The organism is Halorubrum sp. AD140, assembly GCF_034497445.1.
Lineage (GTDB): Archaea > Halobacteriota > Halobacteria > Halobacteriales > Haloferacaceae > Halorubrum.
This window is the reverse complement of record NZ_JAXRUU010000006.1, coordinates 1-15,265: the sequence shown is the minus strand read 5'-3', so window position 1 is coordinate 15,265 and position 15,265 is coordinate 1. Positions and strand designations below refer to the sequence as shown.

The following is a 15,265-nucleotide window of genomic DNA, read 5'->3' as shown; positions in this document are numbered from 1 at the left end:
GAGAGCGACCATGTTTCACGAGGTCGTCGAAAACCAGACGGCGTCCGGCGTCGCCGGGGACGGTGAGACCCCCGACGCCGACGCTGACGCGGTGACTGCGGCGGCGCTGCTCGCGTCGTTCGAGACGCTGGTGAGCGAGGCGGTGGCCGAGGCGGGGCGCGAGCGGGTCGGCGACGAGACCGATGCCGGCGAGGCGGCGATCGAGTCGGCCGCCGCCGGCGACGTCGAGGGCCTGACCGTCGAGGAGGGCGCGGCGATCGTCGCCGTGACGGCCGACCGCGACGCCGACGCGATCGTCGCGGAGCTGCGCGACCACCTGCTGATGGGAATGGCGACCGCGGTGCTCGACGTCGACACCGTCGCGGCGGGGATCGAGGCCGACCTCACCGGACAGGAGGTCCAGCAGGCCCTCGAGGGGCGCGCCGCGATGACGCTCGGGCAGCTCGCGGAGATCATGGCGGTCATCGAGCGGCGAAAGCCATGAGAGTCGTCGTCGTCGGCTGCGGATACGTGGGCGTAGCGCTCGCGGGACAGCTCGCCGAGCGCGGCCACGCGGTGACCGGGGTGCGGCGATCGGACGCGGGTCTCGACACGGTCGAGTCGATCGAGCGACGCGTCGACGACGCAGATGGCGACACAGACGACGCGGGGACAGGAAGCGTCGACGCCGTTCGCGCGGACGCGACCGAGCCCGACTCGCTCGTCGCGCTGCCCGACGCGGACGCCGTCGTCTTCGCGGCCAGCTCCGGCGGGCGCGACGCCGACGCGGCTCGCGAGGTGTACGTCGACGGCCTCGGCAACGTGATCGGGGAATACGCGTCGCGGCCGTCGCCCCCGGACAGGCTCGTGTACACCTCCTCGACCGGCGTGTACGGCGACCACGACGGCGCGTGGGTCGACGAGGAGACGCCGATCGATCCGACGACGGAAAAGACGCGAGTGCTCGCCGAGGCGGAGCGCGTCGCGTTGGAGACGACGGCCGAGGCCGAGATAGACGGGACGGTCGCCCGGTTCGCGGGGCTGTACGGACCCGGCCGGTATCGGCTGGAGCGGTACCTCGAGGGGCCGGTCACTGCGGGATACCTCAACATGGTTCACCGGGACGACGCCGCGGGAGCGGTTCGGTACCTCCTCGAGACGGACCGCGCGCGCGGCGAGCCCGTCGTGGTGGTCGACGACGAGCCGGTCGACAAGCACGCGTTCGCCGACTGGCTCGCCGACGAGTGCGGCGTCCCGCGGCCGGCGAAGCGCTCGAAGGCCGAGCGGATCGCGGCGGGCGACCTCTCCGCAGCCGCCGAGCGGCGGATCCGCACGAGCAAGCGCTGCTCGAACGACCGGCTGCGCGCGCTCGGCTACGAGTTCGCCTATCCGACCTACCGCGAGGGGTACCGCGACGCGGTGCGGGCGTTCCGGGCGGCCGGGGAGTGAGCTCGACCCCGAACCCCGTCGTCGGGCGCGCGGAACAGTAACGAACCTTCATGTATCGGGAGGGAGTCCAAGAGACACATGTGGAGCCAGATCGCGGCCGACGAGCGGCTCTCACAGGCGGAGACACTTGTCCGGGAGAACCCGGATCTGACGGTGCTCGCGGCCGTCGTCGCGATCGTCGCGATCGCCGCAGGATACCTGCTGTTTCGTGCCCGCTGGACTCCCGGCGTCAGGTTTCGCCGGCTGTTGGCCGAGCAGGACGAGATCGCGGTGTTGATGCACCCGAACCCCGACCCGGACGCGATGTCGGCCGCTCTCGGCGTCGCGTCGCTCGCGTCGCAGGTCGGCGTCGACGCGACCGTCCAGTACCCCGGACAGATCCGCCACCAGGAGAACCGCGCGTTTCGCACGGTGCTCGACCTGGAGCTGGACCCGATCGAGCACGTGAGCGACCTCGCTGCGGAGTCCATCGTGTTGGTCGATCACAACGAGCCGCGGGGCTTCGCCGGCGCCGACGGCGTGCTTCCCATGGCGGTCGTCGACCACCACCCCGGCGACGGTTCGGGGGAGGCGTTCACCGACGTGCGCACCGACTACGGGGCGACCGCATCCGTCGTCGCGGAGTACTTCAAGCAGAACAACGCGGCGCCGGTGCCGCCGGACAAGCACGCGAGCGAGACAGACAGCGACCTCACCCTCCCGACCGACACCGCGACCGGACTGCTGTACGGCATCCTCTCGGACACGAAACACCTCACGGTCGGCGCGAGCGAGCCGGACTTCGCGGCCGCCGCGTACGTGTACCCCGGCGTCGACCAGGACCGGTTGGACCGGATCGCCAATCCGGCCGTCGACGCGGAGGTGCTGGAGGTGAAAGCGCGGGCCATCGCCGGACGTCGGATCGAGGGGTCGTTCGCGGTCGCGGACGTCGGCGGCGTGAACAACGTGGACGCGATTCCGCAGGCGGCCGACGAACTGATCCAGCTCGAGGGGGTGAGCGCCGTGGTGGTGATCGGCGAGCGCGACGGGACGGTCCACCTCTCCGGGCGCTCGCGGGACGACCGAGTTCACATGGGGAACGCGATCGATTCGGTGCTCTCGGACCTCCACAACGGGAGCGGCGGCGGCCACTCGCGGATGGGCGGCGGGACCATCTCCCCGACCGTGGACCCGACCGGGGAAGCGGAGCCGGAGCCCGTCGACCGGGACGAACTCGCCGACGCGCTGTTCCGGGCGATGGCCGGCGACGTGTGACGGGACGCCGGCCGAGACTGAGCGCGGCCGCCCCGGACGCCAGAGTTACGTACCGCGCCGCGGAGGGGTGGATATGAGCCTCGAACTCCCTACCGACGACGGGTGGCGCGCGCTCGCGGGCGTCGGCGTCGGCTACGCGCTCGCGACCGGGCTGCTGTTCGTCCTGCTGTTCCTGGTTCCGTACCTCGTCGTGAGGGCGCTGTAGCGGACGCGAAAAGCGGAAACCGGAGCGGCGAGCGGCTTCGGTACCTAGGCGAACGCGAGCGAGTCGTCGGCGCCGCTCTCCTCGTCCTGCTGGAGCTTCTCGTGGGCTTCGAGGAAGTCGTCGAGGGTGACCTCGGTGCGGTCGTCGCGGATCGCGAACATCCCGGCCTCCGTGCAGATGGCCTTGATGTCGGCGCCGGACGCCTCCGGCGTCATCTCCGCGAGCTCGTCGAAGTCGATGTCGCTCGCGAGGTTCATCTTCCGGGTGTGGATCTGGAAGATGATCTCGCGGCCCTCGGTGTTCGGCTTGGGAACCTCGATGAGGCGGTCGAACCGGCCCGGGCGGAGGATGGCGGGGTCCAGCATGTCGAAGCGGTTCGTCGCGGCGATGATGCGGACCTCGCCGCGCTCGTCGAAGCCGTCCATCTCGGAGAGCAGCTGCATCATCGTCCGCTGGACCTCGGCGTCGCCCGAGGTCTTCGAGTCGGTCCGCTTCGAGGCGATGGCGTCGATCTCGTCGATGAAGAGGACGGCGGGCTGGTTCTCGCGGGCGACCTCGAACAGGTCGCGGACCAGCTTCGCGCCCTCACCGATGAACTTGTGGACGAGCTCGGAGCCAGCCATCTTGATGAACGTCGCGTCCGTCTCGTTGGCGACGGCCTTCGCCAGCATCGTCTTGCCCGTACCGGGCGGGCCGTAGAGCAGCACGCCGCTCGGGGGCGTGATCCCGACGTCCTCGAACATGTCGGGGTGATCCAGGGGCATCTCGACGGTCTCGCGGACCTCCTGCATCTGGTCTTCGAGCCCGCCGATGTCGGCGTAGGTGACGTCCGGGGAGTGCTCGACCTGCATCACCCGGGCGCGCACGTCGGTCTCCTTCTCCAGCTTCTTCACGACGGACAGGGAGTTGTTGACCGCGACCCGGTCGTCGGGGTCGAGCGTCTCGCGCATCTCGGCCGTGATCTCCGTGAGCGCCTCCTGGTTGTTGCCGTGCTGTTTGATCACGGCGCCGTCGGGCGTGATCTCCTGAACGGTCGCCACGAACAGCGGAGACTGCTTCAGCTTCTTGTTCTCGTGAGTGAGCCGTTCGAGCTTCTGCTGGTACTTGTTGTTCTCCGCGTTGGCGTCGAGGAGCTTGTCGCGCATCTCCTCGTTCTGCGACTCCAGCACGTCGAGCTCCTCCTGGAGGGACTCGATCTTTTCCTGTCTCGACGCCGAGCCCTCGTCGTAGGGCATCTCGACGTCGTCGACGGTGTCAGTCATTGTGCGCAGTAAGGCGTCTCGCGCGTAAGAGGTTTCGGGTGGGAGAGAATCGGAGGAGACGATTCGCCATGAGAATGCCCAATAGTAATTAAACAGGATAGTAAATATTATCTAACGGCATGAGATATGGGGAGACACGCATGAGCACCACCGAAGCCGTCGCCGCCGACGAGGACGTCACGGACCGCTGGAGCGCCGTCCGCGATCTGCCCCCGAGCGCGAAGCTCGTGGCGAAGGTCCTCGACTACAACGACACGCTGACGCAGAGCGAGCTCGCCGAGGAGACGCTGCTTCCGCCCCGCACCGTGAGGTACGCGCTCTCGCGGCTGGAGGAGGAGGACGTGGTCGACTCGCGGTTCTCCTTCACCGACGCCCGGAAGCGCCTGTACACGCTCGCGGTGTGAGCCGGCGACCCGCTGGACGGCAGCCGGGACGGGCCGCCCCGACGCTTATCTCCGATGGCGACGCAGGGACCGCGTGGTCTCGACCACCGCCGTCAAGCGAGCGCTCGCCGCGCTGGCGACGCGCACCGACACCGCGACCCGGCCGTACGTCGCCGTGATCGACGAGGCCGATGCCGCGCGAACCGACCTGCGGCGCGCCGGCGCGTTCGTCGACGCCGTCGGACTCGACCGGCTGTCGGAGGCCGTCGCGGCCGCCGAACGCGCCGGCGACGAGGCGACGGCCGAGCGCGGACGCGAGGCGCTCGCGACGTACAGAGAGTTCCGCGAGGCGGCGGCCGCCGGGGATTGAAAGAGCCGGCCGGCGACCACTTCCGCTCCGCCCCCGGAACCCCTAAACCCGACACCGGCCAACACCCGGGCAGATGACACGGGTGATCCACACCGGCGACACCCACATCGGGTACGCGCAGTACCACTCGCCGGTCCGACGCCAGGACTTCCTCGACGCCTTCGAGGCCGTGATCGACGACGCGATCGACGGCGACGTCGACGCGGTGGTCCACGCGGGCGACCTCTTTCACGATCGGCGGCCCGAACTCGACGACCTGATGGGTACCATCGCCGTGCTCCGCCGGCTCGACGACGCCGGGATCCCCTTCCTCGCGGTCGTCGGGAACCACGAGGCGACGCGGGGCGGCCAGTGGCTCGACCTGTTCGAGCGCCTGGGCCTCGCGACCCGCCTCGGCGACGAGCCGACGATCGTGGGCGACACCGCCTTCTACGGGCTCGACCACGTTCCCGTCTCCCGCCGCGACGACCTCGACTACGCGTTCGCCGACCACGACGCCGACCACGCCGCCCTCGTCGCGCACGGCCTCTTCGAGCCGTTCGGCTACGCCGACTGGGACACGGCGGAGGTGCTCGCGGAGAGCGACGTCGCGTTCGACGCGATGCTCCTCGGCGACAACCACACGCCCGACGTCGCCGAGGTCGCCGACACGTGGGTCACGTATCCGGGATCGACCGAGCGCGCGAGCGCGAGCGAGCGCGAGGGGCGCGGCTACAACCTCGTGACCTTCGACGGCGACGACGCCGGCGACGATCGCGTGGACATCCGGCGGCGCGCCCTCGACACGCGCCCGTTCGTCTTCGTGGAGGTCGACCTCCGCGAGGGCGAGGGCGCGGCGCGAGTGCGCGAGCGCGTCCGCCAGCACGACCTCGACGACGCCGTCGTGCTCGTCGACGTGACCGGCGACGGCGACCCGGTCACCCCCGCCGCGATCGAGGAGTTCGCGACCGACCGCGGAGCGCTCATCGCCCGCGTGACCGACCGCCGCGAGGTCGAGACCGACGCCGAGGTAGAGGTGAGCTTCGCCGACCCCGAGGACGCCGTCCGCGAGCGGATCGAGGAGATGAGCCTGTCCGAGGCCGCCCTCGACGTCGACGAGGCGGTCCGGGCCGACGCGGTCCCCGACAGCAACGTCAGGCAGACGGTGAAGGGCCGGATCGAGGAGCGGATCGACGACCTCGACGGGTTCGGACGGCGCGCGGAGACCGGTGACGACGAGGGAGAGTCCGAGCCCGTCGGGGGCGAGGAGGCGGCGGACGAAGCGACCGACGCCGACGAAGCGATCGGCGACGAAGCGATCGGCGACGAAGCGACCGGCGACGAAGCGACCGACGCCGACGCAGCGACCGACGAACCGAACACCGAGTCGCCCGCGACGGACGGCCAGGTGTCGATGGAGGACTACCTGTGAACTTCGACCGGATCCGTCTCTTGAACTTCAAGCCGTACGGCGACGCCGACCTCCGGCTGCGGGAGGGCGTCACGGTCATCCACGGGCTCAACGGGAGCGGCAAGTCGTCGCTGCTGGAGGCCTGCTTCTTCGCGCTGTACGGCTCGAAGGCGCTCGACGGCACGCTCGACGACGTCGTCACGAAGGGCGAGGAGGAGACGGAGGTCGAGCTGTGGTTCACCCACGACGGGACGCCGTACCGCATCGAGCGCCGGCTCCGGGTGTACGACGACCGGATCGACCACCAGTGCACGCTCGAATCGACCGACGGGAGCGGCGTGACTCGGGACGGCGCGCGCGCGGTCCGGGAGTTCGTCACCGAGCTGCTCCGAATGGACGCCGAGGCGTTCGTCGGCTGCGCGTACGTGCGGCAGGGAGAGGTGAACGAGCTGATCGACGCCTCCCCGCGCGAGCGGCAGGACACGATCGACGACCTCCTCCAGCTCGGGAAGCTGGAGGAGTACCGCGAGCGCGCCGGCGACGCCCGGCTCGGCGTCGAGGACGTGCTGGAGAACCGCCGCGGGCGGCTCGACCAGCTCGACGATCAGATCGCGGCGAAGGAGGAGCGCGACCTCCACGAGCGGCTCAACGGGCTCGAGAGCGACCTCTCCGAGGTCACCGACGAGATCGACCGATTCGAGGACCAGCGCGAGCGGGCGAAGGAGACGCGCGAGGCCGCCGCGGAGACGCTCTCGACCCACGCGGAGAAGCGAGAGGAACTGGAGTCGGTCACCGCGGAGATCGGCGAGATCGAGGAGACCATCCGCGAGGCCGAGCGCGAGCGCGACGAGCACCGGGACGCGATCCAGGAGGCCCGCGAGCGGATCGACGAGATCGATGCCGCGATCGAGGCCCGCCGCGACGAGCTCGACGACCGGGAGTCGGAAGTCCGCGAGGAGCTCGGCGACGAGCGGGTGAGCGCCGAGGCGTTCCGCAATCAGGCGACGAACCTCGCCGGAAAGGCCGACGACCTCGCCGAGCGCGCCGCGGAGCTGGAATCGGAGGCGGACGCCCTCGTCGACGAGGCCGAGGCGGCCGGCGAGGAGGCCGCCGAGCGCGAGTCCTCGATCGAGGAGCTCCGCGCGGAGGCCGAGAGCCTCCGCGAGCGCTTCGCGACCGCCGACGTCGACCGCGACGGGGTCGCCGAGGAGCGCGAGGCGCTCCGCGAGCGACGCGGCGACGTCCGCGAGCGGATCGCGGAGCTGTCAGCGGAGCTGAAGAACGCCCGCGAGCGCGTCGAGGAGGCCGAGGAGCTGCTCGCGGCCGGGAAGTGCCCCGAGTGCGGCCAGCCCGTCGAGGACTCGCCGCACGCGACCGGGATCGAGGGCGACCGCGAGCGCGTCGACGAGCTCGAGTCCGAGCTCGAGGCGGCACGCGAGCGCGAATCGGCCCTCGACGAGCAGATCGAGGAGGTAGACGGCCTCGCGACGGCCGCGGACAGACTCGACGAGATCGACGACACGACGGGAATGCTCGAAGAGCGGGTGGCGGAGAGGCGCGAGGAGGCCGAAACGAAGCGGGAGGCCGCGGCGGAGCGGCGCGAGGCGGCCGCGGAGAAGCGCGAGGCGGCCGCGGAGACGCGGGAGGTCGCCGCGGAGAAGCGCGAGGAGGCCGAGTCGGCCGCGGAGCGGGTGACGGAGCTCGAGGAGGCGCTCGCCGAGGTCGACGAGGCGCGCGAGGCGGTGGACGCGGTCGAGGAGCGGACGGCGGCGATCGCGGACGCGGAAGGCGATATCGAGCGTCGCCGCGAGAAGCGGGAGACCCTCGCGGAGCTGAACGACGAGCGGCGCGACCGGCTCGCCGACAAGCGCGAGCGGCGAGACGAGCTCGCGGCCGCGGTCGACGAGGCGGCGGTCGCGGACGCGAGGAAGCGGAAGGAGAAGGCCGAGGAGTACCTGGAGCGCGTCGACGGGGAGCTCGACCGGCTCGCGGAGCGGCGGACGGAGCTCGAGAACGCGATCGGCGGCGTGAACGGCGAGATACGAGAGCTGGAGAACCTCCGGTCGGAGCGCGAGGAGCTGGCCGCGACCGTCGAGGCGCTCGACGGCCTCCACGAGGAGACGAGCGAGCTGGAGGCGATGTACGGCGACCTCCGCGCGGAGCTGCGCCAGCGCAACGTCGCCGAGTTAGAGTGCACGCTCAACGAGACGTTCGACCTGGTGTACGGCAACGACGCCTACTCGCACATCGAGCTCGACGGCGAGTACGCGCTCACCGTCTACCAGAAGGACGGCGAGGCGCTCGACCCAGGCCAGCTCTCCGGCGGCGAGCGCGCCCTGTTCAACCTCTCGCTGCGGTGCGCGATCTACCGGCTGCTCTCCGAGGGGATCGAGGGCGCGGCGCCGACGCCGCCGCTCATCCTCGACGAGCCGACCGTCTTCCTCGACGCCGGGCACGTCTCCCGGCTCGTCCGGCTCGTCGAGGAGATGCGCGGCTTCGGCGTGACGCAGATCCTCATCGTCAGCCACGACGACGAGCTGGTGGGCGCGGCCGATGACTTGGTCACCGTCGAGAAGGAGCCGCGCTCGAACCGCTCGACGGTGCGCCGCGAGGACGCCGCCGAGCTCGACGTCGCGTCGCTCGCGGACGACTGATCGTGTGCTCGTCCCTCACTCGTCCTCGGAGCGGTCGCGCTCCGCGGCGCCGCTCGCGTCCGATCCGCCCCGCAGGAGCCCGATCGCCTCGCTCGCGGGGGCGGTCGCCGCGTACCCTCGTCGCCCGCCGACGTCGACCTCGTCGATCAGACCGGCCGCGCGGAGCTCGGTGACCGTTCCGTGGAGGTCGGACTCGCACATGTCGGCCGTCTCGAGCAGTTCGAGGACGGACAGCGGCCCCTCGTCGACGACCACCGCGAGCAGGCCGAGCGACCGGTCGTCGTGGACCGCGCGCATCGTCCGTCGGACGGACGCCGGCACCCCGGACGCCGCGGTCGCGAGGGGCGACTCCCCGTCGACGACGCGAAGCCGGTCGTTGGCGACGTAGCGCTCCGCGCCCGTGGTCGGGTCGCGAACTCGGCTCGACTCCGCGGAGCGCTTCACGAGGAGGTACGTGTCGCCGTCGGCGTCGCGGACCGTCTGCATGGGAGAACGGAGCGGCCGACGCGGCATTACGCTTCCGGGGGCGTGTCCGGATCGCGGCCGTCGTCGCCGGCGGTGTCGCTGGCGGCGTCGCCGTCCCCGGCCGTCTCGCCGTCGGCTCTCTCGTCCCGCGACCGATCCCACGCCCGGTACGTCTGGTAGGTCCGGACGCCGGCGAGGAGTCCGGCGACGAGGAGGAGCGGCCCGACGCGCGACCACCCCTCGAAGTACCACACCATCGGGCCGAGCGCGACGAGGAGCACCGCGGCGTTGGCGTAGATCACGGCGGCGACGAACGCGCGGAGCGTATCGGAGTCGACGTCGCTCGCGCCCTCGAAGTCCCCCCCGTCGTCGAACGTCTTCACCGAGGGGGCCTTCGGGACGTCCGGCGTCATCTCCCGCTCGGCGTCGGAGCTCTCGCCGAAGGAGACCTCTCCCTCGTCGTCCTCGTCTAGCCCGAACACGTCCGGCCGTACGCGGTGACGGGGCAAAGGGGTTCCGTCCGGTGACGGCGGGGGCCGGCTCGACGCCTCAGGTCGCGTCGGCCAGCCGAACGGTTCGGCTCGCTTCGACCCACGCGAGGGGGTTCGCGGCGTCGAACAGCACCACGTTCCCGTCGTCCTCGTACACCTCCACCTCGGCGTCGACCGCGTCGCGACCGGCCGGGCGAGCCACCGTGGGTTCCGAACGTGGGTCCAAAGACATGGACCGTGGTAAGTCATCACACATTAAAGGCCTTTCCGTGCCGGGACTCCTCGCCGGACCCGAAAAGCCGAGTTTTTTAGCCGGGTGCCGCCGAAGGACGCGTATGACTCAGTCGGGGCTGTCGGACTTCTCGTCGACCGGAGACGCGGGCGACGAGTCGGGCGACGGCACGGAGGCCGGACGGGAGGACCTCGCCGCGCGGGAGGCGGCCGTCGTCGCCGGCGGCGGGCGGGGCCACGTCAGCGACGTCGTCGACGTCGACGACGCGAAGTTCCCGGAGTCGACCGGGACCGTCGAACTGATGATCACCCAGATCGACTACGCCGTGGAGGGGTACGGGGGCGACGAGTACCCCGTCGTCCACGTGTTCGGCCGGCGGCCCGCGGAACACGTGGACGGAGACGCCGAACACGATGTCCACGAGCACGTCCGCGTGCTGGGCGTCGAGCCGTACTTCTACGTGCCCACCGCCGACCTCGACCGCGACCCCGTCGAGGAGTACGACGTCGTGATCGGCACGCGCGAGGAGAACCCGGACGGCGAAGCGTACGAGAGCATCCGCGGCGAGCCGCTCACCAGGATCGTCACGCGCACGCCCCGGGACGTCGGGAACATCCGCGACGACTTCGCGACGACGTTCGAGGCGGACATCCTCTTCCCGAACCGCTTCCTGATCGACAACGGGCTCAACGGCGGGATGCGGGTCGAGGAGCGCCGGCTCGACGACGGCTCCGGGACGATACAGGTCCACGAGGGGCAGCTGGAGCCGGCCGAGGTCGACGCCGACCTCCGCGTGAACACGTTCGACATCGAGGTCGACGACCGGCGCGGCTTCCCCGAGGACGGCGAGGAGCCGATCATCTGTCTCACGAGCCACGACTCCTACGACGACGAGTACGTCGTCTGGCTGTACGACGCCCCCGAGGCCGAGATCCCGCCGCCCGAGGACCTCCCGGACTACCGGGGGATCGTCGGCGACGGCGCGGGGCTCGACTTCGAGGTCCGCACCTTCGAGGAGGAGGCCGCGATGCTCGACGCGTTCGTCGAGTACCTCGAGGAGACCGACCCCGACCTGCTGACGGGGTGGAACTTCGAGGACTTCGACGCGCCGTACGTCCTCGACCGGATGGAGGTGCTGGACGACGGGAGCCAGTACGACCTCTCGATCGATCGCCTCTCCCGGATCGGGGAGGTGTGGCGCTCCGGCTGGGGCGGCCCCGACATCAAGGGCCGGGTCGTCTTCGACCTGCTGTACGCCTACAAGCGGACGATGTTCACGGAGCTGGAATCGTACCGCCTCGACGCGGTCGGTGAGCGCGAACTCGGCGTCGGCAAGGAGCGCTACACGGGCGACATCGGCGACCTCTGGGAGCGGGACCCCGAGCGCCTGTTGGAGTACAGCATCCGCGACGTGGAGCTGTGCGTGGAGATCGACCGGAAACAGGACGTGATCGCCTTCTGGGACGAGGTGCGCACCTTCGTCGGCTGCAAGATCGAGGACGCGCCGACCCCCGGCGACACCGTCGACATGTACGTCCTCCACAAGGCGTTCGGGAAGTTCGCGCTCCCCACGAAGGGCCAACAGGAGTCGGAGGAGTTCGAGGGGGGCGCCGTCTTCGACCCGATCACGGGGGTGAAAGAGATGGTGACGGTCCAGGACCTGAAGAGCCTCTACCCGATGTGCATGGTGACGATCAACGCGGGCCCGGAGACGAAGGTCGATCCCGACGAGTACGACGGCGAGACGTACGTCGCCCCCAACGGGACCCACTTCCGGAAGGAGCCGGACGGGATCATGCGCGAGATGGTCGACGAGCTGCTCTCCGAGCGCGAGGAGAAGAAGGCGCTCCGGAACGACCACGATCCCGGGACCGAACCGTACGAGCAGTACGACCGGCAGCAGGCTTCTGTCAAGGTTATTATGAACTCGTTGTACGGCGTGACGGGGTGGGATCGGTTCCGGCTGTACGACAAAGAAGGCGCAGCAGCCGTCACAGCGACCGGTCGGGAGGTCATCGACTTTACCGAGGAGGCCGCAGAGGAGCTTAATTATCAGGTTGCGTATGGTGACACAGACTCGGTCATGCTGTCGCTGTCCGATATGTCAAAAGAAGAGGCAATCGAGACCTCCTTCGAGATAGAGGACCACATCAACGGGCGCTACGACGACTTCGCGCGCGAGGAGCTCAACGCCGACTCACACCGCTTCCAGATCGAGTTCGAGAAGCTCTACCGACGGTTCTTCCAAGCCGGCAAGAAGAAGCGGTACGCCGGGCACATCGTCTGGAAGGAGGGGAAAGACGTCGACGACATCGACATCACCGGCTTCGAGTACAAGCGCTCCGACATCGCCGGGATCACGAAGGAGGTCCAGCAGAACGTCATCGAGACGATTGTCACGGGCGACGACATCGACAAGGACTTAGAGGAGGTGAAGGCGTACCTCGTCGACGTCATCGCGCGCGTGCTCGAGGGCGACGTCGATTTAGACGAGATCGGGATCCCCGGCGGGATCGGCAAGAAGCTGGACGCCTACGCCACCCCCACCGCGCAGGTCCGCGGCGCGAAGTACGCCAACCTCATGCTCGGCACCAACTTCGGCAGCGGGTCGAAGCCGAAGCGGCTCTACGTCGAGAAGGTCCACCCCGACTTCTGGGAGCGGATGGAAGAGGAGGAGGGGCTCGACCCGCAGCGCGATCACCTGTACGGGGAGTTCAAGCGCGACCCGGACGTGATCTGTTTCGAGTACGCCGACCAGGTCCCCGAGGAGTTCGAGGTCGACTGGGAGAAGATGCTGGACAAGACGCTGAAGGGGCCCATCGAGCGCGTGATCGAGGCGCTTGGAATGTCCTGGGAGGAGGTCAAGACGGGACAAGAACAGACCGGACTCGGCTCGTTCATGTAGGAGGTCTCAACTGAGAAAGGAGTTTTCGTTCGTTGAAAAAAATCTTGTCGATATCGAGAGTTTTGACGGGGAGATGCGTAACCATTAACCGCCTCAACCACCACTCACGAGGTACGAGGCACGAGAATACATATGGCTACTCTCGAAATCAACGATCTTCACGCACGAGTGGCGGAAGAGGACGGCGAACGCATTCTTCGCGGGGTCGACCTGACGGTCGAGTCCGGCGAGATCCACGCCCTGATGGGGCCGAACGGCTCCGGGAAGTCGACGCTCGCGAAGGTCATCGCCGGTCACCCGGCCTACGAGGTCACCGGGGGCGAGGTCCTGCTCCACCTCGACGAGGCGGACGTCGCCGACGTCGACGCCGACCTCGACGACGAGGACTACCACTGGGAGCTGCTGGAGCTGGAGCCGAACGAGCGCGCCGCGCTCGGCATCTTCCTCGGCTTCCAGTACCCGGCGGAGATCGAGGGTGTCACCATGACGAACTTCCTCCGGCAGGCGCTCAACGCGAAGGCGGACGAGCGCGCGGAGCTGTTCGAAGACGAGGACGCCGAGGAGGCCGACGAGGACGACGGGGGGTACGACACCTCCCCGATGGAGGGCCCCGCCGACGACGGCGAGATCGGGGTCGCCGAGTTCCAGCAGATCCTCTCGGAGAAGATGGCGCTGCTCGACATGGACGAGAAGTTCATGCAGCGGTACCTCAACGCCGGCTTCTCCGGCGGCGAGAAGAAGCAGAACGAGGTCCTCCAGGCCGCGATGCTGGAGCCCGCGATCGCCGTGCTCGACGAGATCGACTCCGGGCTCGACATCGACCGGCTCCAGGACGTCTCGAAGGGGATCAACGCGCTCCGCGACGAGCAGGGGACGGGCGTCCTCCAGATCACCCACTACCAGCGGATCCTCGACTACGTCGAGCCCGACCACGTGCACGTGATGTTAGACGGCGAGGTCGTCAAGAGCGGCGGCGCGGAGCTCGCCGAGAAGCTCGAGGACAAGGGGTACGACTGGGTCCGCGAGGACGCCTTCGAGGCGGCGTAACCACAAATGGTCACGCAACAGGAATAAGCGCGGGAGCACGCAACATAATACCATGAGCTCACACCAAGACGAACTGAAGGAGACAGACACCGAGGCCCGCTTCGAGTTCAAGAAGGAGGAGAAGTCCGCCTTCCAGACCGAGAAGGGACTCACCGAGGAGACGGTCCGCGTCATCTCGGAGGACAAAGACGAGCCGGAGTGGATGCTGGAGCGGCGCCTGCGCGCCCTCAAGCAGTTCCAGGAGATGCCGATGCCGACCGACTGGCCCGGACAGCCGGACCTGAGCGAGGTCGACGTCGACGAGATCATCCCGTACATCCGGCCGGACGTCGACGTCCGCGCCGGCGTGGACGACTGGACCGAACTCCCGGACGAGATCAAAGACACCTTCGACAAGCTGGGCATCCCGGAGGCCGAGAAGAACGCGCTCTCCGGCGTCGGCGCGCAGTACGAGTCGGAGGTCGTCTACCAGAACATGCAGGAGCGCTGGGAGGAGAAGGGCGTCATCTTCTGCAACATGGACGAGGCCGTCCAGGAGCACGAGGAGCTCGTCCGCGAGCACTTCATGACGAAGTGCGTCCCCCCGAGCGACAACAAGTTCGCGGCGCTCCACGGCGCCATCTGGTCCGGCGGCTCGTTCGTCTACGTGCCGGAGAACACCACCGTCGACATGCCGGTGCAGGCGTACTTCCGGATGAACTCCGAGGGGATGGGCCAGTTCGAGCACACGCTCATCATCGCCGAGGAGGGTTCGGAGGTCCACTACATCGAGGGTTGTTCCGCGCCGAAGTACTCGGCGTTCAACCTCCACTCCGGCGGCGTCGAGGTGTTCGTCGGCGAGGACGCGCACGTCCAGTACTCCACGGTGCAGAACTGGTCGAAGAACACGTACAACCTGAACACGAAGCGCGCCATCGCCGAGAAGGGCGGGCGCATGGAGTGGATCTCCGGGTCGATGGGATCGAAGGCGACGATGCTGTACCCCTCGACGATCCTGAAGGGCCGCGGCGCCTCCGACAACCACATCACCATCGCGTTCGCGGGCGAGGGCCAGGACATCGACACCGGCGCGAAGGTGTACCACAACGCGCCGAACACGAAGTCGACGGTCGAGTCGAAGTCGATCGCGAAGGACGGCGGCCGCACGAACTACCGCGGGCTCGTCCACATCGCGGACGG

14 protein-coding genes and 1 pseudogene are annotated in these 15,265 nt (G+C 69.0%); 11 read left to right on the top strand and 4 right to left on the bottom strand.

Translation table 11 applies throughout. From position 1 onward, the window contains the following. Nucleotides 1–10: 10 nt before the first annotated feature. From U4E84_RS02700 to U4E84_RS02685, 4 genes are all read left to right on the top strand, one after another. Nucleotides 11–484, top strand: a complete 474-nt coding sequence (locus U4E84_RS02700; RefSeq protein ID WP_322530561.1) for a DUF5791 family protein — start codon at nucleotides 11–13, stop codon at nucleotides 482–484. Next, complete coding sequence (locus U4E84_RS02695) at nucleotides 481–1,428, top strand: NAD-dependent epimerase/dehydratase family protein (RefSeq protein ID WP_322530560.1); 948 nt, start codon at nucleotides 481–483, stop codon at nucleotides 1,426–1,428. Before U4E84_RS02700 ends, U4E84_RS02695 begins: the two co-directional genes overlap by 4 nt. Nucleotides 1,429–1,506: 78 nt before the next feature. Beyond that, nucleotides 1,507–2,682, top strand: a complete 1,176-nt coding sequence (locus U4E84_RS02690; RefSeq protein WP_322530559.1) for a DHHA1 domain-containing protein — start codon at nucleotides 1,507–1,509, stop codon at nucleotides 2,680–2,682. Between the two features lie 73 nt (nucleotides 2,683–2,755). Then, nucleotides 2,756–2,887, top strand: a complete 132-nt coding sequence (locus U4E84_RS02685; RefSeq protein ID WP_322530558.1) for a hypothetical protein — start codon at nucleotides 2,756–2,758, stop codon at nucleotides 2,885–2,887. 44 nt (nucleotides 2,888–2,931) lie between these two features. On the opposite strand, the gene U4E84_RS02680 is transcribed toward U4E84_RS02685, so the two are convergent. Next, on the bottom strand, nucleotides 2,932–4,149 hold the full coding sequence (locus U4E84_RS02680) for a proteasome-activating nucleotidase (protein WP_322530557.1): 1,218 nt from the start codon (nucleotides 4,147–4,149) through the stop codon (nucleotides 2,932–2,934). 140 nt (nucleotides 4,150–4,289) lie between these two features. Between U4E84_RS02680 and U4E84_RS02675 the strand changes: the two genes are divergently transcribed. The 4 genes and pseudogenes from U4E84_RS02675 (at nucleotide 4,290) to rad50 (ending at nucleotide 8,946) form a co-directional block, all read left to right on the top strand. After that, nucleotides 4,290–4,553 carry a helix-turn-helix domain-containing protein gene (locus tag U4E84_RS02675; RefSeq protein ID WP_322530556.1) on the top strand — a complete coding sequence of 88 codons (264 nt, stop codon included), beginning with the start codon at nucleotides 4,290–4,292 and terminating at the stop codon, nucleotides 4,551–4,553. 73 nt (nucleotides 4,554–4,626) lie between these two features. Further along, nucleotides 4,627–4,979 (top strand): annotated as a pseudogene (locus U4E84_RS02670) (hypothetical protein). After that, a complete protein-coding gene (gene mre11 / locus U4E84_RS02665; protein ID WP_322530555.1) occupies nucleotides 4,976–6,313 on the top strand; it encodes a DNA double-strand break repair protein Mre11 in 1,338 nt (445 codons plus the stop codon). Before U4E84_RS02670 ends, mre11 begins: the two are co-directional and overlap by 4 nt. After that, on the top strand, nucleotides 6,310–8,946 hold the full coding sequence (rad50, locus tag U4E84_RS02660) for a DNA double-strand break repair ATPase Rad50 (protein ID WP_322530554.1): 2,637 nt from the start codon (nucleotides 6,310–6,312) through the stop codon (nucleotides 8,944–8,946). The genes mre11 and rad50 overlap by 4 nt, the downstream gene beginning before the upstream one ends. Before the next feature lie 15 nt (nucleotides 8,947–8,961). On the opposite strand, the gene U4E84_RS02655 is transcribed toward rad50, so the two are convergent. From U4E84_RS02655 to U4E84_RS02645, 3 genes are all read right to left on the bottom strand, one after another. Beyond that, nucleotides 8,962–9,432, bottom strand: a complete 471-nt coding sequence (locus U4E84_RS02655) for a hypothetical protein (RefSeq protein WP_322530553.1) — start codon at nucleotides 9,430–9,432, stop codon at nucleotides 8,962–8,964. Nucleotides 9,433–9,458: 26 nt separating this feature from the next. After that, nucleotides 9,459–9,893, bottom strand: a complete 435-nt coding sequence (locus U4E84_RS02650) for a hypothetical protein (protein WP_322530552.1) — start codon at nucleotides 9,891–9,893, stop codon at nucleotides 9,459–9,461. Between the two features lie 67 nt (nucleotides 9,894–9,960). Beyond that, the gene (locus U4E84_RS02645) at nucleotides 9,961–10,134 is read right to left on the bottom strand and encodes a hypothetical protein (RefSeq protein WP_322530551.1); all 174 of its coding nucleotides are present in this window, start codon (nucleotides 10,132–10,134) and stop codon (nucleotides 9,961–9,963) included. Between the two features lie 103 nt (nucleotides 10,135–10,237). Between U4E84_RS02645 and U4E84_RS02640 the strand changes: the two genes are divergently transcribed. The 3 genes from U4E84_RS02640 to sufB form a co-directional block, all read left to right on the top strand. Beyond that, complete coding sequence (locus tag U4E84_RS02640) at nucleotides 10,238–13,039, top strand: DNA-directed DNA polymerase (RefSeq protein ID WP_322530550.1); 2,802 nt, start codon at nucleotides 10,238–10,240, stop codon at nucleotides 13,037–13,039. A gap of 132 nt (nucleotides 13,040–13,171) precedes the next feature. After that, nucleotides 13,172–14,086, top strand: coding sequence for an ABC transporter ATP-binding protein (locus U4E84_RS02635; protein WP_322530549.1), 915 nt, complete (start codon nucleotides 13,172–13,174; stop codon nucleotides 14,084–14,086). Between the two features lie 52 nt (nucleotides 14,087–14,138). Continuing rightward, nucleotides 14,139–15,265, top strand: a 1,127-nt coding sequence (gene sufB / locus U4E84_RS02630) for a Fe-S cluster assembly protein SufB (protein WP_322530548.1), incomplete at its 3' end; no start/stop codon positions are given.

What these genes read in the sequence shown, in the direction of transcription:
- U4E84_RS02700 (WP_322530561.1), top strand. Translation starts at nt 11, where the DNA reads ATGTTTCACGAGGTCGTCGAAAACCAGACGGCGTCCGGCGTCGCCGGG.
- U4E84_RS02695 (WP_322530560.1), top strand. Translation starts at nt 481, where the DNA reads ATGAGAGTCGTCGTCGTCGGCTGCGGATACGTGGGCGTAGCGCTCGCG.
- U4E84_RS02690 (WP_322530559.1), top strand. Translation starts at nt 1,507, where the DNA reads ATGTGGAGCCAGATCGCGGCCGACGAGCGGCTCTCACAGGCGGAGACA.
- U4E84_RS02685 (WP_322530558.1), top strand. Translation starts at nt 2,756, where the DNA reads ATGAGCCTCGAACTCCCTACCGACGACGGGTGGCGCGCGCTCGCGGGC.
- U4E84_RS02680 (WP_322530557.1), bottom strand. Translation starts at nt 4,149, where the DNA reads ATGACTGACACCGTCGACGACGTCGAGATGCCCTACGACGAGGGCTCG.
- U4E84_RS02675 (WP_322530556.1), top strand. Translation starts at nt 4,290, where the DNA reads ATGAGCACCACCGAAGCCGTCGCCGCCGACGAGGACGTCACGGACCGC.
- mre11 (WP_322530555.1), top strand. Translation starts at nt 4,976, where the DNA reads ATGACACGGGTGATCCACACCGGCGACACCCACATCGGGTACGCGCAG.
- U4E84_RS02655 (WP_322530553.1), bottom strand. Translation starts at nt 9,432, where the DNA reads ATGCAGACGGTCCGCGACGCCGACGGCGACACGTACCTCCTCGTGAAG.
- U4E84_RS02645 (WP_322530551.1), bottom strand. Translation starts at nt 10,134, where the DNA reads ATGTCTTTGGACCCACGTTCGGAACCCACGGTGGCTCGCCCGGCCGGT.
- U4E84_RS02640 (WP_322530550.1), top strand. Translation starts at nt 10,238, where the DNA reads ATGACTCAGTCGGGGCTGTCGGACTTCTCGTCGACCGGAGACGCGGGC.
- U4E84_RS02635 (WP_322530549.1), top strand. Translation starts at nt 13,172, where the DNA reads ATGGCTACTCTCGAAATCAACGATCTTCACGCACGAGTGGCGGAAGAG.